This window comes from Bradyrhizobium sp. CCBAU 53340 (genome assembly GCF_015291645.1).
Lineage (GTDB): Bacteria > Pseudomonadota > Alphaproteobacteria > Rhizobiales > Xanthobacteraceae > Bradyrhizobium.
This window is the reverse complement of record NZ_CP030055.1, coordinates 7,650,985-7,675,996: the sequence shown is the minus strand read 5'-3', so window position 1 is coordinate 7,675,996 and position 25,012 is coordinate 7,650,985. Positions and strand designations below refer to the sequence as shown.

Below are 25,012 nucleotides of genomic sequence, written 5' to 3'. Positions count from 1 at the left end.
TTCAGGCTGGTTTGGCGGTTTGGAGCACGTAGATGTACGGAACCATGCATTGACGCAATATTACGCATTCGGCAGTATGCTGCGATGCGAAGAGGAATATAGCGATGCCCATTGGTGAGTTTGGCGGTGCGCCGCCCCTGGCGAGTGAAGGCAGTCCGGTCCTAACGACACCGATGTACTGGATGTACGAGATGGCGCACGCCTCTCTCAATCCGGCGCGCGCCGTCACCGACGCGACCAAGCTGCTGTTCCAGAATCCCTTGAATCCGTGGGCGCGCACCCAGGTCGGCAAGTCGGTTGCCGCGGCCTGCGAATTGTTCGAGCGCACCACGCGCCGTTACGGCAAGCCGGAATGGGGCCTCGACGACACCGAGGTGAACGGCATCCGCGTCCCGGTCGAGGTCCGCTCGGTCTGGGAAAAGCCGTTCTGCCGGCTGCTCTACTTCGATCGGAAATTCGCGCGTCCCCTGCGCAGCCCGCAGCCGCGCGTGCTGATCGTCGCGCCGATGTCCGGCCACTACGCAACGCTGCTCCGCGGCACGGTCGAGGCCTTTCTGCCCGCGCATGAGGTCTACATCACTGATTGGGCCGACGCCCGCATGGTGCCCTTGAGCGAAGGCCGCTTCGATCTCGACGATTACATCGACTACGTCATCGAGATGCTGCACGTCCTCGGCGGCAATACCCACGTCATGGCGGTGTGCCAGCCCTCCGTGCCCGTTGTCGCCGCCGTTTCGGTCATGGAAGCGCGCCGCGATCCCTTCGTGCCGACCTCGATGACGCTGATGGGCGGTCCGATCGACACCCGCCGCAATCCGACTGCGGTGAACAACCTCGCCCAGGAGCGCGGTATCGACTGGTTCCGCAACCACGTCATCACCAAGGTGCCATTCCCGCATCCGGGCATGATGCGCGACGTTTATCCGGGCTTCCTCCAGCTCAACGGGTTCATCAGCATGAACCTTGATCGGCACATGGACGCCCACAAGCAGCTGTTCGCCCATCTGGTGAAGGGCGACGGCGATCTCGTCGACAAGCATCGCGAATTCTATGACGAGTATCTCGCGGTGATGGATCTTCCGGCCGAGTATTACCTGCAGACGGTCGACACCGTGTTCGTGAAACATTCGCTGCCGAAGGGCGAGATGACCCATCGCGGAACCCGCGTCGATCCGTCCAAGGTGACGCGCGTTGCGTTGATGACGGTCGAAGGCGAGAACGACGACATCTCGGGGCTCGGTCAAACCGAAGCAACGCACTCGCTATGCAGTGCGATCCCCGATCACCGCCGCATTCATTACGTCCAGAAGGGCGTCGGACATTACGGCGTGTTCAACGGCTCGCGCTTCAAGTCGGAAATCGTGCCGCGCATCCATGACTTCATGGTCTCGGCGGCGAATCCGGCGTCATTGCAGGCGCGCGCGGCTGAATAACCGCGGATTTCGGCTTTCCCGTCGAAAATTCAGGCCCTGCCGGTGGTTCCGGGAGGGTCCAGACCCCGCCAGATTCGCGGTATTTAGGTAGCTTTATAGGAGTGAGTCTTCCCTCACCTTTTGGGGGTGTCGCATGCGTCCAGCGGGGGCGAAAAAAGCCGGTTCCAACCCCAGTCTGTAGGGTCTCCCGGACGCCTGACCCCTGTATATTGGGCAAATGATTTGTTTTTGCGCCGAGCGCTTTCCCTGGCGGCGGTTATGGCAGAATCCGGGCGAACTCCTGCTCCCCGGACTGACAGACATGGCCACTCGCGCGCTCCTTTATCGGCGGCCCCACGAACCGAAGACCCTCGTCATCACCCACGGATCGCAATTTTTTGCGATTCGGCTGCGCAGGCACCGCCGAGCGCGCCGCTATACGCTTCGGATTCATCCGAGCGACCGCGAAGCCATCCTCACCATGCCTCCGCGTGGCACGCTCGCCGAAGCAAAAGACTTCGCGCAGCGTCACGGCGCATGGATCGCGGCGCGTCTTGGTCGTCTGCCGAAGGCGGCGCCCTTCCAGCCTGGCACAGTGATACCGCTTCGCGGCGTCCCCCATCGCATCGTGCATCGCGCCGGCGAGCGCGGCACGGTGTGGACCGAGACGCGCGACAGCGGTGAACGCATTCTCTGCGTCGCCGGCGGCCTCGACTATGTCGATCGCCGTGTCGGTGATTTCCTCAAGCGCGAGGCGCGCCACGATTTGCAGCGGTCGGCGGAGATCCATGCCGCCGAGCTCGGCGTCCGGGTGAAGCGGCTCTCGATCCGCGATCAGTCCAGCCGCTGGGGCTCCTGCACGTCGGCCGGCTCGCTGTCGTTCTCCTGGCGCCTGATCCTCGCGCCGCCCTACGTGCTCGACTATCTCGCCGCGCATGAAGTGGCCCATCTCGTCGAGATGAACCACTCCGCCCGGTTCTGGCGCGTCTGCGGCAAGGTGTGCCCCTCGATGGAGCGCGCCAAGAAGTGGCTCGACACCTATGGCAACGACCTGCACCGGTACGGGGTCGAGGATTAGGCCTCGCTGCAAGCCAAACACTCGATGTCGTCCCGGCGAAGGCCGGGACCCATAGCCACAGGGAGTGGTTTGGCGAAGATTAGTGGTTCGGTACTCCCACCTTCCGCCCTCGATAGATGACGCGGTATGGATCCCGGCTTTCGCCGGGATGACACCGAGGGGTAGGCAAGAGCAGCGCACTTCTTGTGCTTCACCGATTCGCAGCGCTGATTGCGTCACGTCTCTGATTTGCCTCATCACATCAACGCCTTCGACCAATCCACCACACATCTCGCGGCAACACGCCGCTTACTGTGCATGAGGTTGTTTTCGCGTTCTTGTTTGGGGATCTACCGATTCCCGCCGAACAGCCGGTCCATAAGCCAACCATCAAGCCCGGCCGCCGCTTCCGGCCGTGCATTGACATTGGCGCGCGTCGGCGGCGATGGAGCGCGATAGCCGCCGTTGTTGACTGGCGCCGGTGCAGGGCCGGATGAATATCCAGGCGATGCTGCCGGTGTCGGCGGCGATACCTGTGATGAGATCTGCACGAGGTTGGCCGGACCCCAATTGCTTTGCAGGTTGGGCAGGGCCGCCACCTGCACGCCCTCGTGCGCGGCGCGCATGAAGCGGGTCCAGACTTCGACCGGAAGGCCGCCGCCGGTCGTCTTCTTGGTCGGCGAGTTGTCGTCGTTGCCGAGCCAGACGCCGGTGACGAGGTTGGCCGTGTAGCCGATGAACCAGGCGTCGCGGTAATCCTGGCTGGTGCCGGTCTTGCCGGCGGCCTGCCAGCCGGGGATCTCGGCCTTCTTCGCCGTACCCGAGATCAGCGTCTCCCGCATCATCGTGTTCATCATGCCGACATAGCGCGGCTCGATCACCTGGTTGTGCTCGTCACCCTGGCGCATGTAGAGCAGCTTGCCGTCGAGCGTCTTGATCCGCGTCACCACGTGCGGGGTGACGGCAAGGCCGCCATTGGCGAACGGCGCATAGGCGCCGACCATCTCGACCACCGACACTTCCGAAGTGCCGAGCGCGATCGAGGCGTTGGGCTCGAGCTTGGAGGAGATGCCGAGCCGGTGCGCGGTGCGCACCACGTTCTTCGGTCCGACCTCGAGGCAGAGGCGGATGGCGACGGTGTTGAGCGACATCGCCAGCGCCTGCGTCAGTGTGACAGCGCCGAAATATTCATGCGTGTAGTTCTCGGGCTTCCAGCCCTTGACCTCGATCGGCGCGTCCTGGCGGACGGTGTCGGGCGTCAGGCCCTGCTCCATCGCCGTCAGATAGACGAACGGCTTGAACGAGGAGCCTGGCTGGCGCCTGGCGGTGACCGCGCGGTTGTACTGGCTCTCGGAATAGTTCCTTCCGCCGACCATGGCGCGCACCGCGCCGTCGGGCGTCATCGCCACCAGCGCGCCCTGGCTGACATTGAACTTCACGCTCTTGGCCGCGAGTTCGTCGATGATGGCAGCCTCCGCCACGGCCTGGAGCTTCGGATCGATCGTGGTCTCGACCCTGATGCTGTCGTCGATCTGGCCGACCAGGTCGTCCAGCACCTCGCCGATCCAGTCGGCAACGTAGTTCACGGTGCCGGCGCCGACAGGCTTCACATTGTAGGAGGGATGGCCGATCGAAGCCTGGGCCTGCGCCTCCGTGATGAACTTGGCATCCGCCATCGCCGCCAGCACGACATGTGCGCGTGCTTCCGCGCCCTCCGGATTGCGGTTCGGCGCAAGGCGCGAGGGCGATTTGACGAGACCTGCCAGCATCGCGGCTTCCGCGATCGTGACGTTCTTCGCCGGCTTGCCGAAATATTTCTGCGCAGCCGCCTCGACGCCGTAGGCGCCGGAGCCGAAATAGACGCGGTTGAGGTAGAGCTCCAGGATCTCGTTCTTGGAATGCTTGCGCTCGAGCCAGATCGCGAGCTCCGCCTCCTGCAGCTTGCGCGCCATGGTGCGTTCCTGGGTCAGGAACAGGTTTTTCGCGAGCTGCTGCGTCAGCGTCGAGCCGCCCTGCGACACGCCGCGGTGGAGCAAATTGGTGACGAGGGCGCGCAGGATGCCGACGGGGTCGATGCCGAAATGCGAATAGAAGCGGCGGTCCTCGATGGCGATGAAGGCCTTCGGCAGATAGGGCGGCAGATCCTTCAGCGCGACATTCGCGCCGGCCATCTCGCCGCGCTGCGCCAGCACGCTGCCGTCGATGCCGACGATCTGGATCGTCGGCGGACGTTTTGGAATCTCGAGCGACTGGATCGGTGGCAGATGGGCGCCGACCCAGATCACGACGCCGATCACGGCGATCACGCCCCACAGGCTCAGCACGGCGCCCCAATAGACGAGGCGGCCGAGGCTGGCGCTGATCGATGATCGCGACCGGCGTTTGGCGCTGCTGCTCTTGGCCTGCGCCTTGCGCTCGCGCGGCGGCTCGTCGTCGGCAGGTTCGCTTCTGCGCTTGCTGGCGGATTTTTTCGGCTTGTCGTCGTCGCCGCCGGGAATGCGGTCTGCCGCCGTCAGGCGCAGATCGGCGAGCGCCGCAGGCAAGCCGAACAACGGCTCCTTCCGCCCACCCTTCTTCTTTGCCGATCCCATACGCAAAACGCCCGTCACCCCGCCCCGCCGCACGCTAGCGGTCGCTGTTTAAGGCCCGGTTACCCCGTGCTTAACGTCTGATTAGGAGGTGCGGCATTCCCGGGCCGCAGTTCCGCTCTTTCGGCGTCAGGGCTAGGATCGCCGCCATAAAAGGAGAGGAAGCCGCATGGGCCATATCGATCCGACCAAGGAGATCTTCGCGCAATTCCGGGACAACGACCGCCCCGGCCCGATCCACATGCTCAATCTGGTGCGCTTACGCAAAGAAGCGGCCTATCCCGACGGCCGCAAGGCGAGCGGCGCGGAGGCCTATGCGGCCTATGGACGCGAGAGCGGCCCGGTGTTCGAACGCCTCGGCGGACGCATCGTCTGGCAAGGCCGGTTCGAGCTGATGCTGATCGGCCCGCAAGAGGAGCGCTGGGACCATTGCTTCATCGCCGAATACCCGAGCGTCGCCGCTTTCGTCGAGATGATCCGCGACCCCGTCTATCGCGAGGCGGTGAAGCACCGCCAGGCCGCGGTGGAGGATTCGCGCCTGATCCGGCATGCGGTGCTGCCGGTGGGGAAGAATTTCGGAGAGGTGCCGAAATAGATGCAAAAAAAATCGGCGGCCCGCGGACCGCCGATTGCATCTCGAGGCTTAGCGCCTAGCCCGCCGGGCCTGAGCCCTCGATGATCGGGCCGAACAGTTCCCAGCGCTCGCCGTTGAACTTCATCATCTGCATCTGCTTGTTGACGCGGTAGTCGTCGGGGCCCGTGCTGATCTTGATGCCGGGGAGTGCCAGGCTCGGCGTGAAGTCCTTGATGCTGGCGGCTTGCTTCATGACGTTCTCGCGCGTGAGGTCGTCGCCGCATTGTTTCAGCACCTGAACCAGCAGCTCCGCCACCGAATAGGCGTAGGTGTTGACGGTGTTGAGCTTGTCGCCTTCTGGGAAATATTTGTCCATGAAGGCGAAGAACGCCTTCACACCCGGATCGTCCTTCCACTGCGGATCGCCCGGCTCCTTGCCATACTGGGTCGAGATGATGCCCTTGGAGATGTCCAGGCCGGCCGGCTTCAGCGTTGCCGAGATCGGGCTCGCATTGATGTCGAGGATGTGCACCGGCGTCCAGCCGAGGTCGGCGAGCTTCTTGATCGCCTGTGCCGCGAATTTCGGCGTCGAGGCGTCAAAGAACACGTCGACACCCATCGACTTCAGCTTGACCACCTGCGAATCCACCGTCGGATCGGTGACCTCGTAGGAGACTTCGCCGACGATCATGCTGGCGGCCTTGTCGCCGAGACCGCTCTTGAGGCCTGCGAGATAGTCGCGACCCATGTCGTCGTTTTGGTAGAGCACGCCGATCTTGGCGTTCGGATGCTCCTTGAGAATGTACTTCGCGTAGATGCGTCCCTCGGACGGGTAGTTGGGATTGTAGGCGATGGTCCAGGGATAGTTCTTCGGATCGTTGAAGCGCTCGGCACCGGTCGAGGCGAGCAGCTGCGGCACTTTCTTGCTGTTGAGATATTTTTGCACGGCGGCGTTCGCGGCTGTGCCGATCAGCTGGAAGGTGAACAGGACCTCGTCGCCTTCGACGAGCTTGCGCACCTGCTCGACCGTCTTCGGCGGCGAATAGGCGTCGTCATACTGGATCAGATTGATCTTGCGGCCGTTGATGCCGCCCTGGTCGTTGATCATCTTGAAGTAGGCGGCCTGGGTCTTGCCGATATTGGCGTAGACGGAATAGGGGCCGGAGAACGGCACGGTCTGGCCGATCTTGATCTCGGTGTCGCTCGCACCCGTGTCGTATTTCTTCTGTGCGAGGGCCTGGCCGGCGGAGAAGGTGACGGCGAGCGCCGTCGTGGCAGCTAGGAAGGCTCTGCGGTTGGTCATGTTGGGTTGTTCCTCCTGACGGAATTTTCGGCCGATGGTCTTTTTCCGTTGATTGCAACGGTCGCCATCGCTGTCGAAGATTGTGGAGGAACGTTCGCCGCAGCGCAAGGATCGCGGTGCGGCGCTGTCGCGCTTCAGGCCATGGCCTTAAGCCAGGAACAAGGCGATCAGCGCGATCGCGGCCGGCAGCGCCTGCACGATCAGGATGCGCGTGCTAACGGTCGCCGCGCCATAAGCGCCGGCCACGATCACGCAGAGCAGGAAGAATACCTTGATCTGGAACGCGAAGGCCGGATTGCCGTGCATCAGGCCCCAGACCAGGCCGGCGACGAGGAAGCCGTTATAGAGCCCCTGATTGGCCGCCAGCACTTTTGTGATCTCGGCCTTCTCAGGCGTATTGCGGAATGTCTTCAAGCCAAGCGGCTTGTCCCAGAGGAACATCTCCAGGATCAGGAAGTAGGCGTGCAGCGCGGCGACCAGCGCCACCAGGACATTGGCGATCAGAATCAAGTTGAGCTCCCCCAAAAGCGTCAGCTTTCGGGTGGACGTTAGCACGGCCCGCATGGCAAGTGCGAAGCGTGTTTCGATGCAAAGGTGCCGCAATGCCCGCTCGATCAACCAGGACTCCTGAACGCTTCGGCCTCGATCGGCTGGCGACGCCAATCGGGATCGCGCTACTCGTCATTGACGCCGAAGGCCATTTGCGCGCGCTCGATTGGAACGATTACGAGCATCGGATGCGCGAGCTGTTGCGCCTGCATTACGTCGCGGTGGATCTGGTCGACCGGCCCGCGCCGACTGCGATGAAGACCGCGCTGTCAGCCTATTTCGAGGGCGATCTCGGCCAGCTCGCGCGAATCGAATGGCGCATTGCCGGCACGCCATTCCAGCAAAAGGTCTGGACCGCGCTGGCAAAAATCCCGGCCGGCACCACCATGAGTTACGGCGCGCTGGCCGCCAGGATCGCTATGCCCAAGGCCATCAGAGCCGTCGGCCACGCCAACGGCTCGAACCCGATCAGCGTGGTGCTGCCGTGCCACCGCCTGATCGGCGCCGACGGCTCGCTGGTGAAATATGGCGGCGGGCTGGAGCGAAAGAGGTGGCTGTTGCGGCACGAGGGGGTGGAGGTTTGAAGCGATGGCGCCGATCTCTCCAATCGTCATTCCGGGATAGCCCGAAGGGCCAGGCCCGGAATCCATAACCCCGGCTGGTGGATATGGATTCCGGGCTCGCCGCTTCGCGGCGCCCCGGAATGACGAGTGAAGAGAGATTCGCCCCGCTCGCCTCACGCCGCCGGCTGCACCGCTTTGTCGCCGGCCATCACATGGGTCAGCGCGCTCTTGATCGCGGCCTGGCGGGTCGGGGCGTTGATCTGTGCGCCGAGCAGGTCGGTAACGTAGAACACGTCGCGGGCGCGCTCGCCGAAGGTCGCGACATGGGCCGAGGCGATGTTGAGGTTGAGCTTGGAGATCGCGGTGGTCAGCTCGTAGAGCAGGCCGGGGCGGTCGAGGCCGGACACCTCGATCACGGTGTAGCGGTCGGACCACTGGTTGTTGATGGTCACCTCAGGCTCGATCACGAACGGCTTCGCCTTGCTACGCACGGTGCGCCGCGCCACGACTTCCGGCAGACGCAGCTTGCCTTCCAGCACGTCCTCGATCATCTCGCCGATGCGCGTGGCACGCCGACCCTCGTCCTCGTCGCGATCGTATTCCCGCGAGATCGAGATCGTATCCAGCGCGCGGCCGTCGGTCGTGGTGTAGATCTGCGCGTCGACGATGTTGGCGCCGGCCGAGGCGCAGGCGCCGGCGATGATCGACAGCAGCCAGGGATGGTCGGCGGCGAAGATCGTCAATTCGGTGACACCGCGCACCTCGTCGAAGCCGACATTGATCGCAAGCTTGTGGCCGGCCTGCTCGCTGGACCGCACAAAGCGGGCATGGCGGATCTTGCGCGGCAGCTCGACCTTGAGCCAGTAAGCCGGATAGTGCCGGCCGATATAGGCATCGAGCTCGTCGGCCGGCCATTCGGCGAAGGCCATGCGGAATTCGGCGTGTGCGGCGATGAGGCGCTTGCCGCGATCGACCTCCGAAAAGCCGCCGGTCAGCACCGGCTCGGTCTCATAATAGAGCGAGCGCAGGAGCTGTGCCTTCCAGCCGTTCCACACGCCCGGACCGACGCCACGGATGTCGGCGGTGGTGAGGATGGTGAGCAGCTTCATCTGCTCGACCGACTGCACCACGGCGGCGAAATTCTCGATGGTCTTGCGGTCGGACAGGTCGCGCGACTGCGCCACCGTGGACATCGTCAGATGCTCCTCGATCAGCCAGGCGATGAGCTCGGTGTCGGCCGCACTGAAGCCGAGCCGCGGGCAGAGCCGACGCGCCACCTTGGCGCCGGCGATCGAGTGGTCCTCCGGCCGTCCCTTGGCGATGTCGTGCAACAGCGTCGTGATGTAGATCACCGCGCGGTGCTCGGGCCGGATCTTGCGCATCAGGTCGCTGGCGAGCGCGAACTCCTCGATGCCGCCGCGTTCGATGTCCTGGAGGAAGCCGACGCAGCGGATCAGATGCTCGTCGACGGTGTAGTGATGATACATGTTGAACTGCATCATCGAGACGATCTTGCCGAAGGCGCGGATGAAATGACCGAGCACGCCTGTTTCGTTCATCCGCCGCAGCACGATCTCGGCGTTGTCGGAGGTCAGGATCTCCATGAACAGCCGGTTGGCCTCGGGATTCTCGCGCATCTGCGCGTTGATCAGGCCGAGCGAGCGCGTCACGTCGCGCATCGCGTCCGGGTGGAAGGCGAGGTTGTTCTTCTGCGCCAGGCGGAAGATGCGGATCAGATTGACCGGATCGTGCTTGAAGACGTCGGGAGCGGCGACGTTGATGCGGTTGTTGTCGACGATGAAGTCGTCGCTGTCGGGGACCCGCCGCTTCACGGCGGTCGGGCGCAGGCGCGCCATCACCCGGCTCAGCACCGGTGCGGGCTTGGCCTGCTGATCTTCGAGCTTGGCGCAGAGGATGGCGGTGAGGTTGCCGACCTCCTTGGCGACCAGGAAGTAGTGCTTCATGAATCGCTCGACGTCCTGCATGCCGGGATGCGAGGTGTAGCCGAGCCGGACCGCGATCTCACGCTGAAGGTCGAAGGAAAGACGCTCCTCGGCGCGGCCGCAGTAGAAATGCAGATTGCAGCGCACCGACCAGAGGAAATCGGCGCAGCGGCGGAAGCTGCGGTATTCCTGCGCATCGAACACGCCGCGCTCGACCAGCTCGTCGGTGTCGCGGACGCGGTAGACGTATTTGGCGATCCAGAACAGCGTGTGCAGGTCGCGTAGCGCGCCCTTGCCGTCCTTGACGTTGGGCTCGACCAGATAGCGCGACTGTCCGCCGCGGCGATGGCGTTCTTCGCGCTCGGCGAGCTTGGCCGTGACGAACTCGGAGGCCGTGCCCTGCACCACCTCCTTGTCGAACCGCTCGACCAGCTCGTTATAGAGCGGCTGGTCGCCGGTGAGGAAGCGCGTCTCCAGGATCGCGGTGCGGATGGTCATGTCACCGCGCGCCTGTCGGATCGATTCGTCGACCGAGCGCGTGGCATGCCCGACCTTCAGCCCCATGTCCCAGAGGCAATAGAGAATGGCTTCGGCGACCTGCTCGCCCCAGGCGGTCTGCTTGTAAGGCAGGATGAAGAGCAGATCGATGTCGGATTCGGGCGCCATCAGGCCACGGCCATAGCCGCCGGTCGCCACCACCGCCATGCGCTCGGCGCCGCTCGGGATCGGCGAGCGATAGAGGTGGCGGGTCGCGGCCGAATAGAGGATGCGGATGATCTCGTCCTGCACGTGGCACAGCCGCTCGGCGCAGCGGCGACCGTGACGGTCCTTCAGCAGGATCGCCTGCGCGGCGGCGCGTGCGGCGATCAGCTCGGCCTTGAGCAGTTGAGCCACGGCGGTGCGGAACGCGTCCTCGCGGCCCTGATGCTTCTCCGCAAGCGCGTCGACCGCGGCGGTAATCCGCGCGGTGTCGAAGCGATCATCCACCTCTGGCTTATGCCCGGTCGCAACGCTGTCCATGTCTCACCGGATATAAGAGGTGGCAGGCGCTGTCATCAGCCATTCTCGGGCAATAGTCGTTCTGTGCTGAAAAGCGACGGCTTTGGGCAAATCTGTTCTCGGCCGGCCGGTTCAAGGGTAGGCTTTCTCGCCGATTTCTAGATATAACTCATTGAAGAACAATGAAATTTTTGAGGGGAGCGCATGGGCAAGCCGGGGGCATCGACGCCAAGGTCGACGTGAAGGCGACGCTGGATGCCCTGATCGACGACCAACCCCCGCTGCCGACGAATTGGTTCGGCAAGCGTGCGACAAACTCCGCTGTCGTCCCCGGGGGCGCGAAGCGAGCCCGGGCCATGACCACAGGGCGTCGTTTGGCGCGAAGGCGGTCACTCCCAATTCCCGTAACATGTGATGCTGGCCGGCCGCGCGACTGCAACGCGCCGCTGTGTTCGAGACTTTCAAATGAAGTGTGCTGACGTCACTCGACCGTTCGCTGGACCGCAACGTGCCTGACAGGAACGCAACCCTGGGTCCCGGTCAGGCCATGTGGTGGTGACAATTTCTCTCTGGGCCGGTACATCGAGGAGCAATTGTCCCGGGAGAGAAACAAGATGGACGCCGCAGAGCTGCGCCAGATGCAGGCCCCGATCAAGGAGCGCTACAAGACCGATCCCAAAGCCGCGCTGATCACGCTGAAGGCCAAGGGCTCGACCGACAGCGACGGCATCGCCTGCAAGCTCGAGACCGGTCGCGCGCTCGCCGTCGCAGGTCTCCATCCCGCGACCGGCGGCTCCGGCCTCGAACTCTGCTCCGGCGACATGCTGCTCGAGGCGCTGGTCGCCTGTGCCGGCGTCACGCTGAAATCGGTGGCGACCGCAATCGAGGTGCCGCTCAAAACTAGCAACGTCTATGCCGAGGGTGATCTCGATTTTCGCGGTACGCTCGGCATCGACAAGGAAACGCCGGTCGGCTTCGCCGAGATCCGCCTGCGCTTCGAGGTCGACACCGACGCAGCCCAGGACAAGCTCGATCTCCTGCTCAAGCTCACCGAGCGCTACTGCGTGGTCTATCAGACCATCAAGAACGGCCCGAAGGTTTCGGTGTCGATGCAGCGGATGTGAGGGGTGAAAGCAGCCACTCCACGATCGGTGTCGTTCCCGCGTAGGCGGGAACCCATAACCCCAGGCCGTCCTGATCTCGGACGGTCGTGCTCCAGCTCTTAAACCACGACTGCCTGTGGTTATGGATTCCGGGCTCGCGCTTCGCGCGCCCCGGAATGACAGACAGAATGTCCCTCGACCTCCACTTCCTCCTCTTTCTCCTCCTGCGCATGGCGATCGCCGCGGCGTTCGTCGTATCGGCCTCCGTTATCACCGAGCGCTCGGGGCCGGTGACCGGTGCGCTGGTGGCGACGCTGCCGGTTTCCGCCGGTCCTTCCTACGTCTTCCTCGCCATCGACCATGATGCGGCCTTCATCGCGCAAGGCGCGCTGTCGAGCCTTCCGGTCAACGCCGCGACGATCTTCATGGGCCTCACCTATGTCGTGCTGGCGCAGCGCCATAGTCTCGTCGTGAGTTGCGGTAGCGCGGTCGCGGTCTGGATCGCGATGGCATCGGTTATCCGCATGTTCGAGTGGACCCTGACTGCCGGTCTCGCAGCGAACTTCATCGCGTTCGGCATCTGCATTCCGCTGCTCGCGGGCTACCGCCACGTGAAGATGCCGCTGGTGACGCGCCGCTGGTACGACATTCCGATGCGGGCCTCGCTGGTTGCGACTCTCGTCGCCATCGTCGTCTCGACATCGGGTTGGGTCGGTCCGAGGATCAGCGGCATCATCGCGCTCTATCCGGTGGTGTTCTCCAGCATGATGGTGATCCTGCATCCGCGCATCGGCGGTCCTCCGACCGCCGCAGTGCTCGCCAATTCCGCCTGGGGTCTGCTCGGTTTCGGAATGGCGATTGCGGTGATGCACGTTGCAGTCGTGAAATTTGGATCGGTGATTGGTCTTTTTCTGGCGCTTGCAACCTGCGTGACGTGGAACTTGACGCTGTGGTGGAGTGGGCGCCGACGACGGCGCGTCGATGCGTAAGTGTTCCGCACGGAAATTTTGCGGGGATGGGCAGGTAGTTCTGCGGTGCTCGGCTGCGCGATTTCGATAGCGTCGTTAATTTAATCTTTGAGCCTTGTCCGTAAATGTACTCGTGAGCTGTCGAGGCGGCCCACGTTGGGCTGGAGTTCCACGACAACCGAGTGACGAGCGAGCCGCAATTTTTGAGCGCGCGGGCTACGCTTCCTGGGTCATGCAAAGCCATTCTTCATCGAGGAGACGTTTGGATGTTCGGTCGCAAGTCCCAGAGTGATGCACAGGCGCGGCTCGATGCCATCGGCCGTTCGCAGGCGATGATCGAATTCAATCTTGATGGGACCATCATCACGGCCAACAAGAATTTCCTCGATGCCCTCGGCTATCGGCTCGACGAAATCCAGGGCAAGCATCACTCCATGTTCGTGCCGGCCGACCAGCGCGACACCGCCGAGTACAAGGCGTTCTGGTCTGCACTCAACCGTGGAGAGTACCAGGCGCGCGAGTTCAAGCGAATCGCGAAGGATGGCCACGAGATCTGGATCGAAGCATCGTACAATCCGGTGCTCGACGGCAACGGCAAGGCGGTGATGGTCGCCAAGATCGCGACCGATATCACCGAGAAGAAGATCCGGAGCATGACGGACGCTTCGAAGATCGCCGCCAACAGCCGTGCCCAGGCCGTGATCGAGTTCAAGCTCGACGGCACCATCGTCACAGCCAACGAGAATTTCTGCAAGGCACTGGGCTATTCTCTCGCCGAGATCCAGGGCAAGCATCACAGCATGTTCATGACCCCCGCCGAGCGTGATGGCGTCGCCTATCGCGAGTTCTGGGCCAAGCTCAACCGCGGCGAATACCAGGCCGGCGAGTTCAAGCGGATCGGCAAGGGCGGCCGCGAGGTCTGGATTCTCGCTTCCTACAATCCGCTGCTCGACGAGAAAGGCAAGCCTTTCGGCGTCGTCAAATATGCAACGGACATTACCGCGGAAAAGCTGAAGAACGCCGACAGCGCCGGCCAGCTTCAGGCCATCGACAAGGCACAGGCCGTGATCGAATTCAACATGGACGGCACGATCATCACCGCCAACGCGAACTTCCTCGCCGCGCTCGGCTACTCGCTCGCCGAGATCAAGGGCAAGCATCACAGCATGTTCGTCGAGCCCAGCGACCGCGACGGCGCCGCTTATCGCGAGTTCTGGGCCGCGCTCAACCGCGGCCAGTACCAGGCGGGGGAGTACAAGCGCATCGGCAAGGGCGGCAAGGAAGTCTACATCCAGGCCTCCTACAACCCGATCTTCGATCTCAACGGCAAGCCGTTCAAGGTCGTGAAATATGCCACCGACACCACCAAGCAGGTGCTGGTTCGCATGGGCAACGAGCGCGTCCGCGGCATGATGGAATCGGTCGCCGCCGGTTCGGAAGAGCTCAACGCCTCGGTGCGGGAGATCTCCGAGGCCATGACGAAGTCGCGCGAGACCGCGATGAGCGCCGTGGACCAGGTCGCCGCTGCCGACGCCCAGGCCCAGCGCCTCACCGAAGCCGCGCAGGCGATGAGCGGCATCGTCGAGATGATCAACAGCATCACCGGCCAGATCAATCTCTTGGCGTTGAACGCCACGATCGAATCCGCCCGCGCCGGTGAGGCCGGCCGCGGCTTTGCCGTGGTGGCTTCCGAAGTGAAGAGCCTCGCCAACCAGGCCAAGCAGGCTACCGACAAGATCGGTCAGGAGATCGGCAGTCTCAACGGCATCTCGGGCGATGTCGTCAGCGCGCTCGGCTCGATCAAGCAGGCAATCAACAACGTCAGCGAATACGTCACCTCGACCGCCGCGGCGATCGAAGAGCAGAGCACGGTGACGAACGAGATGTCGACCAGCATGCAGCGCGCCGCCGCGGAAGCGGCCGCGATGGCGGCGAGGGCGTAGGACAAGCGCGCAGGAATCGCAGGGTGGGCAAAGGCGCGCACCTCGCGCGCCGTGCCCACCGTCTCTTTGCGATCTCGGCTGCCAAGCGTGGGCACGCTTTCGCTTTGCCCACCCTACGGCGCTGTCACTGCTTCGGCAGCTTGGCCTTCAACGCGTACAGTGCATCGAGCGCCTCGCGCGGCGACATCTCGTCCGGATGCAGCGCCTTCACGGCTTCCATCAGCAGCTCGGCCTCGCTCGGCGGTGCGGCTTCCGCGGCGGCGCGTGAGGGCACGGCGAACAGCGGCAGGTCGTCCGCCAGCGCACGAGCGGTCTGGCCGCGGTCCTGCGCCTCCAGTTTCGCCAGCACCGATTTGGCGCGGGTGATCACGGCTGGCGGCAGGCCGGCGAGCTTGGCGACCTGGATGCCGTAGGAACGATCGGCCGAGCCGGGCAGCACTTCGTGCAGGAACACGACATTGCCCTGCCATTCCTTCACCCGCACCGTGGCGTTGAACATGCGCGGCAGCTTGGCGGAAAGCGCGGTCAGCTCGTGATAATGCGTCGCGAATAGCGTGCGGCAGCGGTTGCTCTCATGCAGGTGCTCGATCGCGGCCCAGGCGATGGAGAGGCCGTCGAAGGTGGCGGTGCCGCGGCCGATCTCGTCCAGGATCACCAGCGCGCGTTCGCCGGCCTGGTTGAGGATCGCCGCCGTCTCGACCATCTCCACCATGAAGGTGGAGCGGCCGCGGGCGAGATCGTCGGCGGCCCCGACGCGCGAGAACAGGCGGTCGATGATGCCGATCCGTGCGCGTGCGGCGGGCACGAAGCTGCCGATCTGCGCGAGTAGCGCAATCAGCGCGTTCTGGCGCAGGAAGGTCGACTTACCCGCCATGTTCGGGCCGGTCAGCAGCCAGAGCTGGCCGGACTTTTGCGCGGGCGCCGGCGAAAGGTCGCAGGCGTTCGCAATGAACGGCTCGCCATTGCGTTTCAGGGCCTGCTCGACCACGGGATGGCGGCCGGCCTCGATCGCAAAGCCGAGCGAGCCATCGACCTCCGGCCGCACATAGTTCTCGTCGATCGCCAGCTTGGCCAATGACGTCGCAACGTCGAGCAATGCAAAGCCCTGCGCCGCGGCGCGGAGGTCGTCGCTGATCTCCAGCGCCTTGGCGCAGAGCCGCTCGAAGATGTCGAGCTCGAGATTGAGCGCGCGGTCGCCGGCATTGGCGATCTTGGCTTCGATCTCGCCGAGCTCCGACGTTGTGAACCGGACCTGGCCCGCCAGCGTCTGGCGATGGATGAAGGTCGCGTTCAGCGGCGCCGACATCAGCTTGTCGCCGTGCTGCGCGGTGACCTCGACGAAATAGCCGAGCACGTTGTTGTGGCGGATCTTGAGCGCCTTGACGCCGGTGTCGTCGGCGTAGCGCGCCTGCATCGAGGCCACGACGAGACGCGAGGCATCGCGCAGGTTTCGCGCTTCATCGAGCGCAGGCTCATAGCCGGCCCGCACGAAGCCGCCGTCGCGCTTGATCAAGGGAAGCTGCTCGTCGAGCGCGCTGGCAAATTCGGCGGCGAGCTCGCGCGAGGGACGCTTCAGCGCGGCCATCACCGCGGCGATCTCCTGCGGCGGCTGGTCGAGCTCGGAGAGCCGCGCCAGCACCTGGTCGGCGGCGATGATGCCATCGCGCAGGCCTGCAAGATCGCGCGGTCCGCCGCGGCCGACCGAGAGACGGGCGAGCGCCCGCGACATGTCGGGTGCGCCGCGCAGGATGCTGCGGATGTCCTCGCGCGTCGCCGAATCCGCGACGAAGGCGCTGACGGCATCGAGCCGCCGCGCGATCGCGGGCGCATCGGTCAGCGGCGCTGCCAGCCGCTGCGCCAGCAGGCGCGAGCCGGCCGAGGTCACCGTGCAGTCGATCGCATCCAGCAGCGAGCCGCGGCGTTCGCCGGCGAGGGTCCGCGTCAGCTCGAGATTGGCGCGCGTGGCGGGGTCGATCGCCATGGTCGCGCCGGAGGCTTCGCGCGCGGGCGGCGACAGCGGCGGGTGCTTGCCGACCTGGGTGCGGTCGACATAGGTGACGGCGGCGGCCGCAGCCGTGGCCTCCAGCCGCGAAAGCTGCGCCAGCCCGTCCATGGTCGCGACGGCAAAGTAGTCGCAAAGGCGCTTCTCGGCCGTGGCGCCATCGAACACGTCGCGGGTCACCGGCGTCACCGCCGGCAGTTCGCGTAAGGTCTGCCCGAGCTCGTTATCGCCAAAAAGCGCATCGGTGACGATGGCCTCGTTCGGGTTGATGCGCGCCAGCGTCGCGGCGAGTTCGCCGCCCGAGACCTCCGTCACGGTGAATTCGGCGGTCGAGATGTCGATCCAGGCGAGCCCGAAGCGGTCGCCGCCGGCGGAGGAGCGGGCCCGCGCGATCGCCAGCAGGTAATTGTTGGCGCGCGCATCGAGCAGCGTATCCTCGGTCAGCGTGCCCGGCGTCACCAGCCGCACCACGCCGCGGCGGACGACGCTCTTGTTGCCGCGCGCTTTCGCTGCCGCAGGATCCTCGGTCTGTTCGCACACCGCGACCCGGTGGCCGGCGCTGATCAGGCGATGCAGATAATCCTCGGAGCGCTCGACCGGCACGCCGCACATCGGGATGTCGTTGCCCTGATGCTTGCCGCGCTTGGTCAGCACGATGCCGAGCGTTCTGGAGGCAATCTCGGCGTCCTCGAAGAACAGCTCGTAGAAATCGCCCATCCGGTAGAACAGCAGCAAGCCTTGATGCGCCGCCTTGATCTCGAGGTACTGTTCCATCATCGGCGTGACGCGCGATGCGGCTTCCGCCTGTGGCGCGGGCGTTTCGTCGGGGGGCGGAACTGATATCGGCTGTTGCATGGTCATGGGCGGCGCAACCTACAAAATTTCGCCTCCTGCTCCTATCGCTTTGGCCGGCGAGGAGAGGTTTTCCACGTTGTCCGCACGATGGGATAACGACTGCAACATATTCGGTCGTCATTCCGGGATGCGCCGGAACGGCGCAGGCCCGGAATCCATAACCCCGATTGGTGGTTATGGATTCCGGGCTCGCCTTGCGGCGCCCCGGAATGACGGAGAGTTTCGAATATGCGGCCCGCGAAACCGTCAATTGACCTGCCGCGGGCGCCCTCCTAAAACTCCGCCGACATTGAAGAATTTCCGCCGAACCGCGGCATTCAGGGAGAACAACGATGCGTGACGTCTTTATCTGCGATGCCGTGCGGACCCCGATCGGCCGTTTCGGCGGCTCGCTCGCCAAGGTACGTGCTGATGACCTCGCCGCTGCCCCGATCAAGGCGCTGATGGCCAAGCACCCCAATCTCGACTGGGCGCAGGTGGACGAAGTGTTCTTCGGCTGCGCCAACCAGGCCGGCGAGGACAATCGCAACGTCGCGCGCATGGCGCTGCTGCTGGCGGGCCTTCCGGATTCGGTTCCCGGCCAGACCCTGAACCGGCTCTGCGCCTCCGGCCTCGATGCGGTCGGTGCCGCCGGCCGTGCCATCCGCTCCGGCGAGATCGAGCTTGCGATCGCCGGCGGCGTGGAATCCATGACCCGCGCACCGTTCGTGATGGGCAAGGCGCAGGAAGCCTTCTCGCGCTCGGCCGAGATCTTCGACACCACGATCGGCTGGCGCTTCATCAATCCGCTGCTCAAGGCCCAGTACGGCGTCGACGCCATGCCCGAGACCGGCGAGAACGTCGCCGAGGAATTCCAGGTCTCGCGCGCCGACCAGGACGCCTTCGCCATCCGCTCGCAGCAGCGCGCCGGCAAGGCGATCGCATCAGGCTATTTCGCCGAGGAGATCACCCCGATCACGATTCCCGGCGGCAAGGCCGGCCCGATCACGGTCGACAAGGACGAGCATCCGCGCCCCGAGACCACGCTGGAAGGTTTGGCAAAGCTGAAGCCGATCGTGCGCAACCCCGGCACGGTGACGGCTGGCAACGCCTCTGGTGTCAATGACGGCGCGGCCGCGATGATCCTGGCGTCCGAAGCCGCCGTGAAGAAGCACGGCCTGACGCCCCGCGCGCGCATCCTCGGTCTTGCCTCGGCCGGCGTGCCGCCGCGCATCATGGGCATCGGCCCGGTGCCCGCGACGCGCAAGCTGATGGAGCGGCTCGGCAAGAAGATCAGTGACTTTGACCTGATCGAGCTCAACGAAGCCTTCGCCTCGCAGGGCATCGCCTGCATGCGTCAGCTCGGCGTCGCCGACGATGCCGACTACGTCAATCCGCATGGCGGCGCCATCGCGCTCGGCCATCCGCTCGGCATGAGCGGCGCGCGCCTCGCGCTCACCGCCGTGCACGGCATGGAGAAGCGCGGCGGCAAGCTCGCGCTCGCCACCATGTGCGTCGGCGTCGGCCAGGGTGTGGCCGTCGCCATCGAGAAGGTGAATTAAGACTCTATCTTCTCCCTCTCCCCGCAAGCGGGGAGAGGCGAAGTGCCCCCGGGTGAGAGACAAAGCATGATCATCGCGCGCGAGCAGGACGTCACGGCAGCCGCGCTGGCGGTGATGGAGCGAACGTCCGATCCGCGGATGCGGCAGATCATGGTCTCGCTGGTCAAGCATCTGCACGGCTTCGTCCGTGAGGTGCGGTTGACCGAGAAGGAATTTCGCGACGCGACCGCAATCATCGCCGAACTCGGCAAGCTGACCACCGACACGCACAACGAAGTCGTGCTGATGGCGGGCTCGCTCGGCGTCTCGCCGCTGGTCTGCCTGCTCAACAATGGCGATCAGGGCAATACCGAAACTGATCAATCGCTGCTTGGCCCGTTCTGGCGGTTGAACTCGCCGCGGGTGGAAAACGGCGGATCAATCGTCCGCTCCGAGACCCCGGGCGTGCCGCTGTTCGTCGGCGGCCGCGTCGTCGACAAGGGCGGCCATCCGGTCGCGGGCGCGGAAGTCGATGTCTGGCACGCCTCGCCGGTCGGCCTTTACGAGAACCAGGACCCCGACCAGGCCGACATGAACCTGCGCGGCAAGTTCACCACCGATGCCGACGGGCGCTTTTCCTTCCGCTCGGTGATGATGATCGGCTATCCGATTCCGACCAATGGCGTCGTCGGCCGCCTGCTGGAGGCGCAGAGCCGCCATCCCTATCGTCCGGCGCATCTGCACGCCCTGATCTTCAAGCCGGGCTTCAAGGTGCTGATCTCGCAGGTCTACGATCCCAACGATCCTCATATCGACAGCGACGTGCAGTTCGGCGTGACGCAAGCGCTGATCGGCCAATTCGTGCGCCACGAGACGCCGCATCCGACCGCGCGCGACGTTTCGGCGCCCTGGTATTCGCTCGAACACACTTACCGGCTCGAAGCCGGCGAAGCCGTGCTGCCGCGTGCGCCGATCAAGTAAGGCTTCATGACGGAAGATGCCGGGCAGGCCCGCCTGAACCCGCTTCCCCAATTTAGTTATATCCTATAATGATTGGCGCAAGTGTTGTCCGGCCGGACCGAGAATGGCCGGGGAGGAGTTCGCCAATGACATTCATCTATCCCACTGACAGCAACAAGGCGCATCCGCTGCCGCTGTCGCCCGACTACAAGAGCTCGATCAAGCGCGCGCCGAACAAGCCCTTGATCCCGATGCGCCATACGCTGTCGGAACTGACCGGTCCGGTCTATGGCCACGAAACCGTCCGCGAGGGCGACAACGATCTCACCACCCAGCACAAGGGCGAGCCGCTCGGCGAGCGCATCATCGTGCACGGCCATGTCCGTGACGAAGACGGCCGCGGCGTGCCCAACTCGCTGGTCGAGATCTGGCAGGCCAATGCCTGCGGCCGCTATGTCCATGTCCGCGACCAGCATCCGGCGCCGCTCGATCCGAACTTCACAGGCGCGGGCCGCACCGTGAGCGATGCATCAGGCTATTACCGCTTCGTCAGCATCAAGCCCGGCGCTTACCCCTGGGGCAATCACCACAATGCCTGGCGCCCTGCCCACATCCATCTCTCGGTGTTCGGCCATTCCTTCGTCTCGCGCCTGGTGACGCAGATGTACTTCCCGGGAGATCCGCTGTTCCCGTTCGATCCGATCTTCAACTCGGTGCCGGATGAGAAGGCGCGGATGCGCATGGTCTCCTCGTTCGATCTGGAGAACACCAAGCCCGAATGGGCGCTGTGCTACCGCTTCGACATCGTGCTGCGCGGCAAGGATGCCACCCCCATGGAGAACCACTAACGTGCAGGATTCTGTGAAGCCCGATGGGATCACGCCGTCGCAGACCGTCGGCCCGTTCTTCAAATACGGCCTGACGCCGACAGGCGATTACGCCTGGAACGACGCCTTCACCAACTCGACGCTGACGCCTGACGTCACCGGCGACCGCGTCCGCATCGAGGGGCGGGTGCTCGATGGCGATGGTGCAGTCGTGCCCGACGCCATGCTGGAGATCTGGCAGGCGGATGCGCAAGGGCGCTACGCCGACCCGCAGGACAAGCGCGCACTGCCGAACGCGAGCTTCCGCGGCTTCGCCCGCTGCGGCACCGACAAGGACGGCAATTATTCCTTCGACACCATCAAGCCGGGCGCCGTGCCCGACCCTGATGGCAAGCCGCAGGCGCCGCATATCGTCCTGGCGGTGTTCGCGCGGGGCATGCTGCGGCATCTCTACACCCGCATCTATTTCAGCGACGAGACCGGCAATGCCGCCGATCCCGTGCTGGGATTGGTCCCGGCCGACCGCCGCGCCACGCTGATCGCGGTGCGTGAGGCCGGCAAGGCCGTCTACAAGCTCGACCTGCGCCTGCAGGGCGACAACGAGACGGTGTTCTTCGACGTCTGAGGCAAGGACATGCCGGCGACATGAGCCGCCGGCACTCGTTACTCTGCTGATCGCATCGACGATCGAGGTTGCGTTGCATTCCCGTATTTTCCCGGGGTGCCCTGCAATGCAATTTCTGCGCGCAGAAAGTCCGTGTTTACCGCAGTCCGCTAATCTTCGTCCCAATTTGGCGCGGGCTATCGGATAGTTTCATGAAAATTCGTCTTTCGCTGTCTCCGGCGATCATTGCATTTGGCATTGTTCTGGCCATCGGCTTCACGGCGGTCGTTTCCACCAGCCTCTACGCACTGCGTGAGCTCAAGGTCGGCGGCCCGCTCTACTCCGACATCAAGCTCGGCAACGACCTCGTCGCCGACATCCTGCCGCCGCCGGAATATGTCATCGAGGCCTATCTCGAGGCCACGCTCGCGATGCGCGAGCCGGACCAGCTGGCGGCTCATGGCGAACGCCTGGTCCAGCTTCGCAAGGATTATGACGAGCGCAAGGCCTATTGGACCGCGTCCAGCCTCTCCGCCGACCTGAAGACGGCCCTGGTCTCCAAGTCGGACGCCGAGGTGCAGAAGTTCTGGAAGCTGTTGTCCGATCAGCTGCTGCCGGCCCTCAAGGCCAAGGACGCGGCTGCGTCCGAACGCGCTTATGCGCAGCTCAGGGACGCCTACACCGCGCATCGCGCCGTCATCGACAGCATCGTCGAAAGCGCCAACAAGCAAAATGCCGACATGGAGAAGCTGGCTGCCGACCGCGAGAGCTCGATCCTCTATATCCTCCTCGGCGTCTCCGCCGCCGTGCTCGCCTTCATTGCCGCGGGCCTGCTCGGCGTCGCACTTGGCGTGGTTCGCCCGATCGTGCGCATGACGGACACGATGCAGAAGCTCGCGACCGGAGATCTCGCCGCCGACATCCCCTTCGCGCAGCGCCAGGACGAGATTGGCTCGATGGCTGGCGCACTCCAGGTGTTCAAGCAGGGCGCGATCGAGAATTCGCGCCTGCGCGAGGAGCAGTTGCGGAAAGAGCAGGAAGCTGCGCTTGCCAAGCGCGGCGCCCTGCATCAGATGGCGGAGACCGTCGAGCGCGAGACCGGCCGCTCGGTCGACACCGCGAGCACGGCAACGCAAGGGGTGGAGCGGGCCGCCTTGAGCCTGTCCGACATCGCCCGATCCCTGTCTTCGGAATCGCAGGCGGTCGCCGCCGCCTCCATCCAGGCGCTCGGCAGCTCGCAGACCGTTTCGGCCGCCGCCGAAGAGCTGAGCGCCTCGATCCGGGAAATTGCAACGCAGGTCGGACGGACCTCGACCGTCACAAAGTCGGCGGTCGCGGGCCGCGAGCAGGCGCGTTCGACCATTCAGGCACTGGCAGGATCGGTGAAGAAGATTGCCGAGGTCTCCGACCTGATCGGCGGCATCGCCGGCCAGACCAATCTGCTCGCGCTCAACGCCACGATCGAGGCCGCGCGCGCCGGTGAGGCCGGCCGCGGCTTTGCGGTCGTCGCTGCCGAAGTGAAATCCCTGTCCGACCAGACCGCGAAATCCACCGAGGAGATCACCCGCCTGATCGCGGAAATCCAGGCCTCGACGCAGGCCGCCGTCGACGCCGTTGAGACCATGGGCGGCCATATCGTCGAGATCGATGGGGTGGCGACCTCGGTTGCGGCCGCAATGGAACAGCAGGATGCCGCGACGCGGGAGATCGCCCGATCGATCTCCGAATCGGCCTCCGCCGCCAAGGAGGTCTCGGCCAAGATCGCCAATGTCAGCCGCGACGCCGCATCAGTGAACGAGCGTGCCGCGGAGGTCAGGCAGGCCATCACGGGCATGGCGGCCAATCTGGAATCGCTGCGAGCGGTCGTGGTCCGCACCGTGCGCGACTCGACCGCAGCGGCCTGAAGCCCGGCATCAGGTCGGCCGCTGGCGCGCAGGGCTGTGATCGTGCAGAATGGCGCGGGACAGGGGCATCGTGAATTTCATGACACCTCCACAGTTACCTGATGTTGTTGAGCCCGCCCGATTGACGGCCGCGCTACGCCGAGGCGGTGCGCTGGACGCGGGCGCGGTCCGCGAGGTGAAGGTGCTGCATCAGCGCGATACGGTCGTGTCGCACATCATCCGCCTTGGTCTGCGCTATGTCGGCGAATCCGCCGGTGCCCCGCAAACGCTGATCCTGAAGACGCCGCACGCCGATTTTGCCAAGACGCTGGCGCAGGGTGGCCGGCACGAAGTGACCTTCTATACGAAGCTCGCACCGAACATGCCGCCCGGACTGGTGCCGCGTTGCTTTGGCGGGCATTTCGACGGAGACAATCTCACCTGGCATCTGCTGCTCGAGGACCTCACCGACAGCCATGAGGTCGCGGCCCAATGGCCGCTGCCGCCGTCTCGCGAACAGGCGATGGCGATCGTCACAACGCTCGCGGGCTGGCATGCGGCATGGTGGGACCACCCAGGTCTCGGCGACAGCGTCGGCAGCTGGATGAGCGTCGATGATACGTCAAAGTTGATCGAGACGTTTGCCGGCCATTACGATCGCTTCGCCGACCTCCTTGGCGATCGCCTGAGCGAAGAGCGACGTATCCTTTATCGCCGGTTCATCGAGCAGTCGGATCGTTTGCTCGATCGCTATCATTCCCATCGGCATCTCTCTATTGCGCACGGCGACGCCCATACCTGGAATTTCCTGCTGCCGCGCGCGGAGGTCGCCGACACCGTGCGCATTTTCGATTTCGACCAGTGGCGCATCAATGTACCGACTCACGACCTCGCCTACATGATGGCAACGCAATGGTATCCGGAGCGCCGGCAGACGCTCGAGCGCGCGCTGCTCAACCGCTATCATGAAACGTTGATCGCGCACGGCGTCAGCGGCTACACGCGCGGCGCACTCGACCAGGATTATCGCCGATCGGTGCTCTGGCACATCACCAAGCCGGTCTGGCAATGGAGCATCAATCTGCCGCCGCTGATCTGGTGGAACAATCTGGAGCGGGTGATGATGGCGGTCGAGGATCTGGGCTGCGAGGAGTTGTTGTAGGGATTCGTTGGGTATGATGCGCCACGGCGGTCCTACAAACTGGGTGTCGTCCCGGACCAGCGCGCCTTAAAGCGCGCGCCGATCCGGGATCCATAGCCACAGGAAGCGGTTTGGCGCGAAGCTGATAACTTCGAGTCTTCGCAAAGCGATTGCTGCGGCGTATGGGTCCCGGATCTACGCTCCGCTGCGCTTCGCTT

At 64.5% G+C, this 25,012-nt stretch carries 18 protein-coding genes; 13 read left to right on the top strand and 5 right to left on the bottom strand.

What is annotated here, in order from left to right; all coding sequences use genetic code 11:
• Nucleotides 1-104: 104 nt before the first annotated feature.
• On the top strand, nucleotides 105-1,433 hold the full coding sequence (locus XH89_RS36325) for a polyhydroxyalkanoate depolymerase (RefSeq protein WP_194465066.1): 1,329 nt from the start codon (nucleotides 105-107) through the stop codon (nucleotides 1,431-1,433).
• Nucleotides 1,434-1,650: 217 nt separating this feature from the next.
• The gene (locus XH89_RS36320) at nucleotides 1,651-2,490 is read left to right on the top strand and encodes a M48 family metallopeptidase (protein WP_194465065.1); all 840 of its coding nucleotides are present in this window, start codon (nucleotides 1,651-1,653) and stop codon (nucleotides 2,488-2,490) included.
• A gap of 329 nt (nucleotides 2,491-2,819) precedes the next feature.
• Here the strand turns inward: XH89_RS36320 and XH89_RS36315 are convergent, their stop codons facing one another.
• Nucleotides 2,820-5,060 (bottom strand): transglycosylase domain-containing protein, encoded by a 2,241-nt coding sequence (locus XH89_RS36315; protein WP_194465064.1) that lies wholly within the window; start codon nucleotides 5,058-5,060, stop codon nucleotides 2,820-2,822.
• Between the two features lie 166 nt (nucleotides 5,061-5,226).
• On the opposite strand from XH89_RS36315, the gene XH89_RS36310 reads away from it, so the two are divergent.
• On the top strand, nucleotides 5,227-5,652 hold the full coding sequence (locus XH89_RS36310; protein WP_194465063.1) for a DUF1330 domain-containing protein: 426 nt from the start codon (nucleotides 5,227-5,229) through the stop codon (nucleotides 5,650-5,652).
• Nucleotides 5,653-5,707: 55 nt separating this feature from the next.
• Here the strand turns inward: XH89_RS36310 and XH89_RS36305 are convergent, their stop codons facing one another.
• Nucleotides 5,708-6,934: an ABC transporter substrate-binding protein gene (locus tag XH89_RS36305; RefSeq protein WP_194465062.1), complete on the bottom strand. Its 1,227-nt coding sequence runs from the start codon at nucleotides 6,932-6,934 to the stop codon at nucleotides 5,708-5,710.
• A 147-nt stretch (nucleotides 6,935-7,081) separates the two neighbouring features.
• Nucleotides 7,082-7,438, bottom strand: coding sequence for a DUF1304 domain-containing protein (locus tag XH89_RS36300; RefSeq protein ID WP_371825242.1), 357 nt, complete (start codon nucleotides 7,436-7,438; stop codon nucleotides 7,082-7,084).
• Nucleotides 7,439-7,536: 98 nt separating this feature from the next.
• Here XH89_RS36300 and XH89_RS36295 point away from each other — a divergent pair, with 98 nt between their 5' ends.
• Complete coding sequence (locus XH89_RS36295; RefSeq protein ID WP_194465061.1) at nucleotides 7,537-8,067, top strand: methylated-DNA--[protein]-cysteine S-methyltransferase; 531 nt, start codon at nucleotides 7,537-7,539, stop codon at nucleotides 8,065-8,067.
• A 152-nt stretch (nucleotides 8,068-8,219) separates the two neighbouring features.
• Here the strand turns inward: XH89_RS36295 and XH89_RS36290 are convergent, their stop codons facing one another.
• Nucleotides 8,220-11,009, bottom strand: a complete 2,790-nt coding sequence (locus XH89_RS36290; RefSeq protein ID WP_194465060.1) for a [protein-PII] uridylyltransferase — start codon at nucleotides 11,007-11,009, stop codon at nucleotides 8,220-8,222.
• Between the two features lie 593 nt (nucleotides 11,010-11,602).
• Here XH89_RS36290 and XH89_RS36285 point away from each other — a divergent pair.
• The 3 genes from XH89_RS36285 to XH89_RS36275 all read left to right on the top strand — a co-directional run bounded on the left by XH89_RS36285 (nucleotide 11,603) and on the right by XH89_RS36275 (nucleotide 15,002).
• Entirely contained in the window at nucleotides 11,603-12,112 is a 510-nt protein-coding gene (locus tag XH89_RS36285) for an OsmC family protein (RefSeq protein ID WP_194465059.1), read from the top strand.
• A 167-nt stretch (nucleotides 12,113-12,279) separates the two neighbouring features.
• Complete coding sequence (locus tag XH89_RS36280; protein WP_194465058.1) at nucleotides 12,280-13,080, top strand: hypothetical protein; 801 nt, start codon at nucleotides 12,280-12,282, stop codon at nucleotides 13,078-13,080.
• Nucleotides 13,081-13,325: 245 nt separating this feature from the next.
• The gene (locus XH89_RS36275) at nucleotides 13,326-15,002 is read left to right on the top strand and encodes a PAS domain-containing methyl-accepting chemotaxis protein (protein ID WP_194465057.1); all 1,677 of its coding nucleotides are present in this window, start codon (nucleotides 13,326-13,328) and stop codon (nucleotides 15,000-15,002) included.
• A 124-nt stretch (nucleotides 15,003-15,126) separates the two neighbouring features.
• Here XH89_RS36275 and mutS read toward each other — a convergent pair whose 3' ends face one another.
• On the bottom strand, nucleotides 15,127-17,865 hold the full coding sequence (gene mutS, locus XH89_RS36270) for a DNA mismatch repair protein MutS (RefSeq protein WP_194465056.1): 2,739 nt from the start codon (nucleotides 17,863-17,865) through the stop codon (nucleotides 15,127-15,129).
• Between the two features lie 326 nt (nucleotides 17,866-18,191).
• Here mutS and pcaF point away from each other — a divergent pair, with 326 nt between their 5' ends.
• The 6 genes from pcaF (at nucleotide 18,192) to XH89_RS36240 (ending at nucleotide 24,815) form a co-directional block, all read left to right on the top strand.
• Nucleotides 18,192-19,400 carry a 3-oxoadipyl-CoA thiolase gene (gene pcaF / locus XH89_RS36265; protein ID WP_194465055.1) on the top strand — a complete coding sequence of 403 codons (1,209 nt, stop codon included), beginning with the start codon at nucleotides 18,192-18,194 and terminating at the stop codon, nucleotides 19,398-19,400.
• A gap of 66 nt (nucleotides 19,401-19,466) precedes the next feature.
• The gene (locus XH89_RS36260) at nucleotides 19,467-20,360 is read left to right on the top strand and encodes a dioxygenase (protein ID WP_194465054.1); all 894 of its coding nucleotides are present in this window, start codon (nucleotides 19,467-19,469) and stop codon (nucleotides 20,358-20,360) included.
• Between the two features lie 125 nt (nucleotides 20,361-20,485).
• Entirely contained in the window at nucleotides 20,486-21,187 is a 702-nt protein-coding gene (pcaH, locus tag XH89_RS36255; protein WP_194465053.1) for a protocatechuate 3,4-dioxygenase subunit beta, read from the top strand.
• A gap of 1 nt (nucleotide 21,188) precedes the next feature.
• Entirely contained in the window at nucleotides 21,189-21,791 is a 603-nt protein-coding gene (gene pcaG / locus XH89_RS36250; RefSeq protein WP_246767704.1) for a protocatechuate 3,4-dioxygenase subunit alpha, read from the top strand.
• A gap of 191 nt (nucleotides 21,792-21,982) precedes the next feature.
• Complete coding sequence (locus XH89_RS36245) at nucleotides 21,983-23,674, top strand: methyl-accepting chemotaxis protein (protein WP_194465051.1); 1,692 nt, start codon at nucleotides 21,983-21,985, stop codon at nucleotides 23,672-23,674.
• Nucleotides 23,675-23,723: 49 nt separating this feature from the next.
• Entirely contained in the window at nucleotides 23,724-24,815 is a 1,092-nt protein-coding gene (locus XH89_RS36240) for a phosphotransferase (RefSeq protein ID WP_194465050.1), read from the top strand.
• The last annotated feature ends 197 nt before the right edge of the window (nucleotides 24,816-25,012 follow it).

What these genes read in the sequence shown, in the direction of transcription:
- XH89_RS36325 (WP_194465066.1), top strand. Translation starts at nt 105, where the DNA reads ATGCCCATTGGTGAGTTTGGCGGTGCGCCGCCCCTGGCGAGTGAAGGC.
- XH89_RS36320 (WP_194465065.1), top strand. Translation starts at nt 1,651, where the DNA reads ATGATTTGTTTTTGCGCCGAGCGCTTTCCCTGGCGGCGGTTATGGCAG.
- XH89_RS36315 (WP_194465064.1), bottom strand. Translation starts at nt 5,060, where the DNA reads ATGGGATCGGCAAAGAAGAAGGGTGGGCGGAAGGAGCCGTTGTTCGGC.
- XH89_RS36310 (WP_194465063.1), top strand. Translation starts at nt 5,227, where the DNA reads ATGGGCCATATCGATCCGACCAAGGAGATCTTCGCGCAATTCCGGGAC.
- XH89_RS36305 (WP_194465062.1), bottom strand. Translation starts at nt 6,934, where the DNA reads ATGACCAACCGCAGAGCCTTCCTAGCTGCCACGACGGCGCTCGCCGTC.
- XH89_RS36295 (WP_194465061.1), top strand. Translation starts at nt 7,537, where the DNA reads ATGCCCGCTCGATCAACCAGGACTCCTGAACGCTTCGGCCTCGATCGG.
- XH89_RS36290 (WP_194465060.1), bottom strand. Translation starts at nt 11,009, where the DNA reads ATGGACAGCGTTGCGACCGGGCATAAGCCAGAGGTGGATGATCGCTTC.
- XH89_RS36285 (WP_194465059.1), top strand. Translation starts at nt 11,603, where the DNA reads ATGGACGCCGCAGAGCTGCGCCAGATGCAGGCCCCGATCAAGGAGCGC.
- XH89_RS36280 (WP_194465058.1), top strand. Translation starts at nt 12,280, where the DNA reads ATGTCCCTCGACCTCCACTTCCTCCTCTTTCTCCTCCTGCGCATGGCG.
- XH89_RS36275 (WP_194465057.1), top strand. Translation starts at nt 13,326, where the DNA reads ATGTTCGGTCGCAAGTCCCAGAGTGATGCACAGGCGCGGCTCGATGCC.
- mutS (WP_194465056.1), bottom strand. Translation starts at nt 17,865, where the DNA reads ATGACCATGCAACAGCCGATATCAGTTCCGCCCCCCGACGAAACGCCC.
- pcaF (WP_194465055.1), top strand. Translation starts at nt 18,192, where the DNA reads ATGCGTGACGTCTTTATCTGCGATGCCGTGCGGACCCCGATCGGCCGT.
- XH89_RS36260 (WP_194465054.1), top strand. Translation starts at nt 19,467, where the DNA reads ATGATCATCGCGCGCGAGCAGGACGTCACGGCAGCCGCGCTGGCGGTG.
- pcaH (WP_194465053.1), top strand. Translation starts at nt 20,486, where the DNA reads ATGACATTCATCTATCCCACTGACAGCAACAAGGCGCATCCGCTGCCG.
- XH89_RS36245 (WP_194465051.1), top strand. Translation starts at nt 21,983, where the DNA reads ATGAAAATTCGTCTTTCGCTGTCTCCGGCGATCATTGCATTTGGCATT.
- XH89_RS36240 (WP_194465050.1), top strand. Translation starts at nt 23,724, where the DNA reads ATGGCGCGGGACAGGGGCATCGTGAATTTCATGACACCTCCACAGTTA.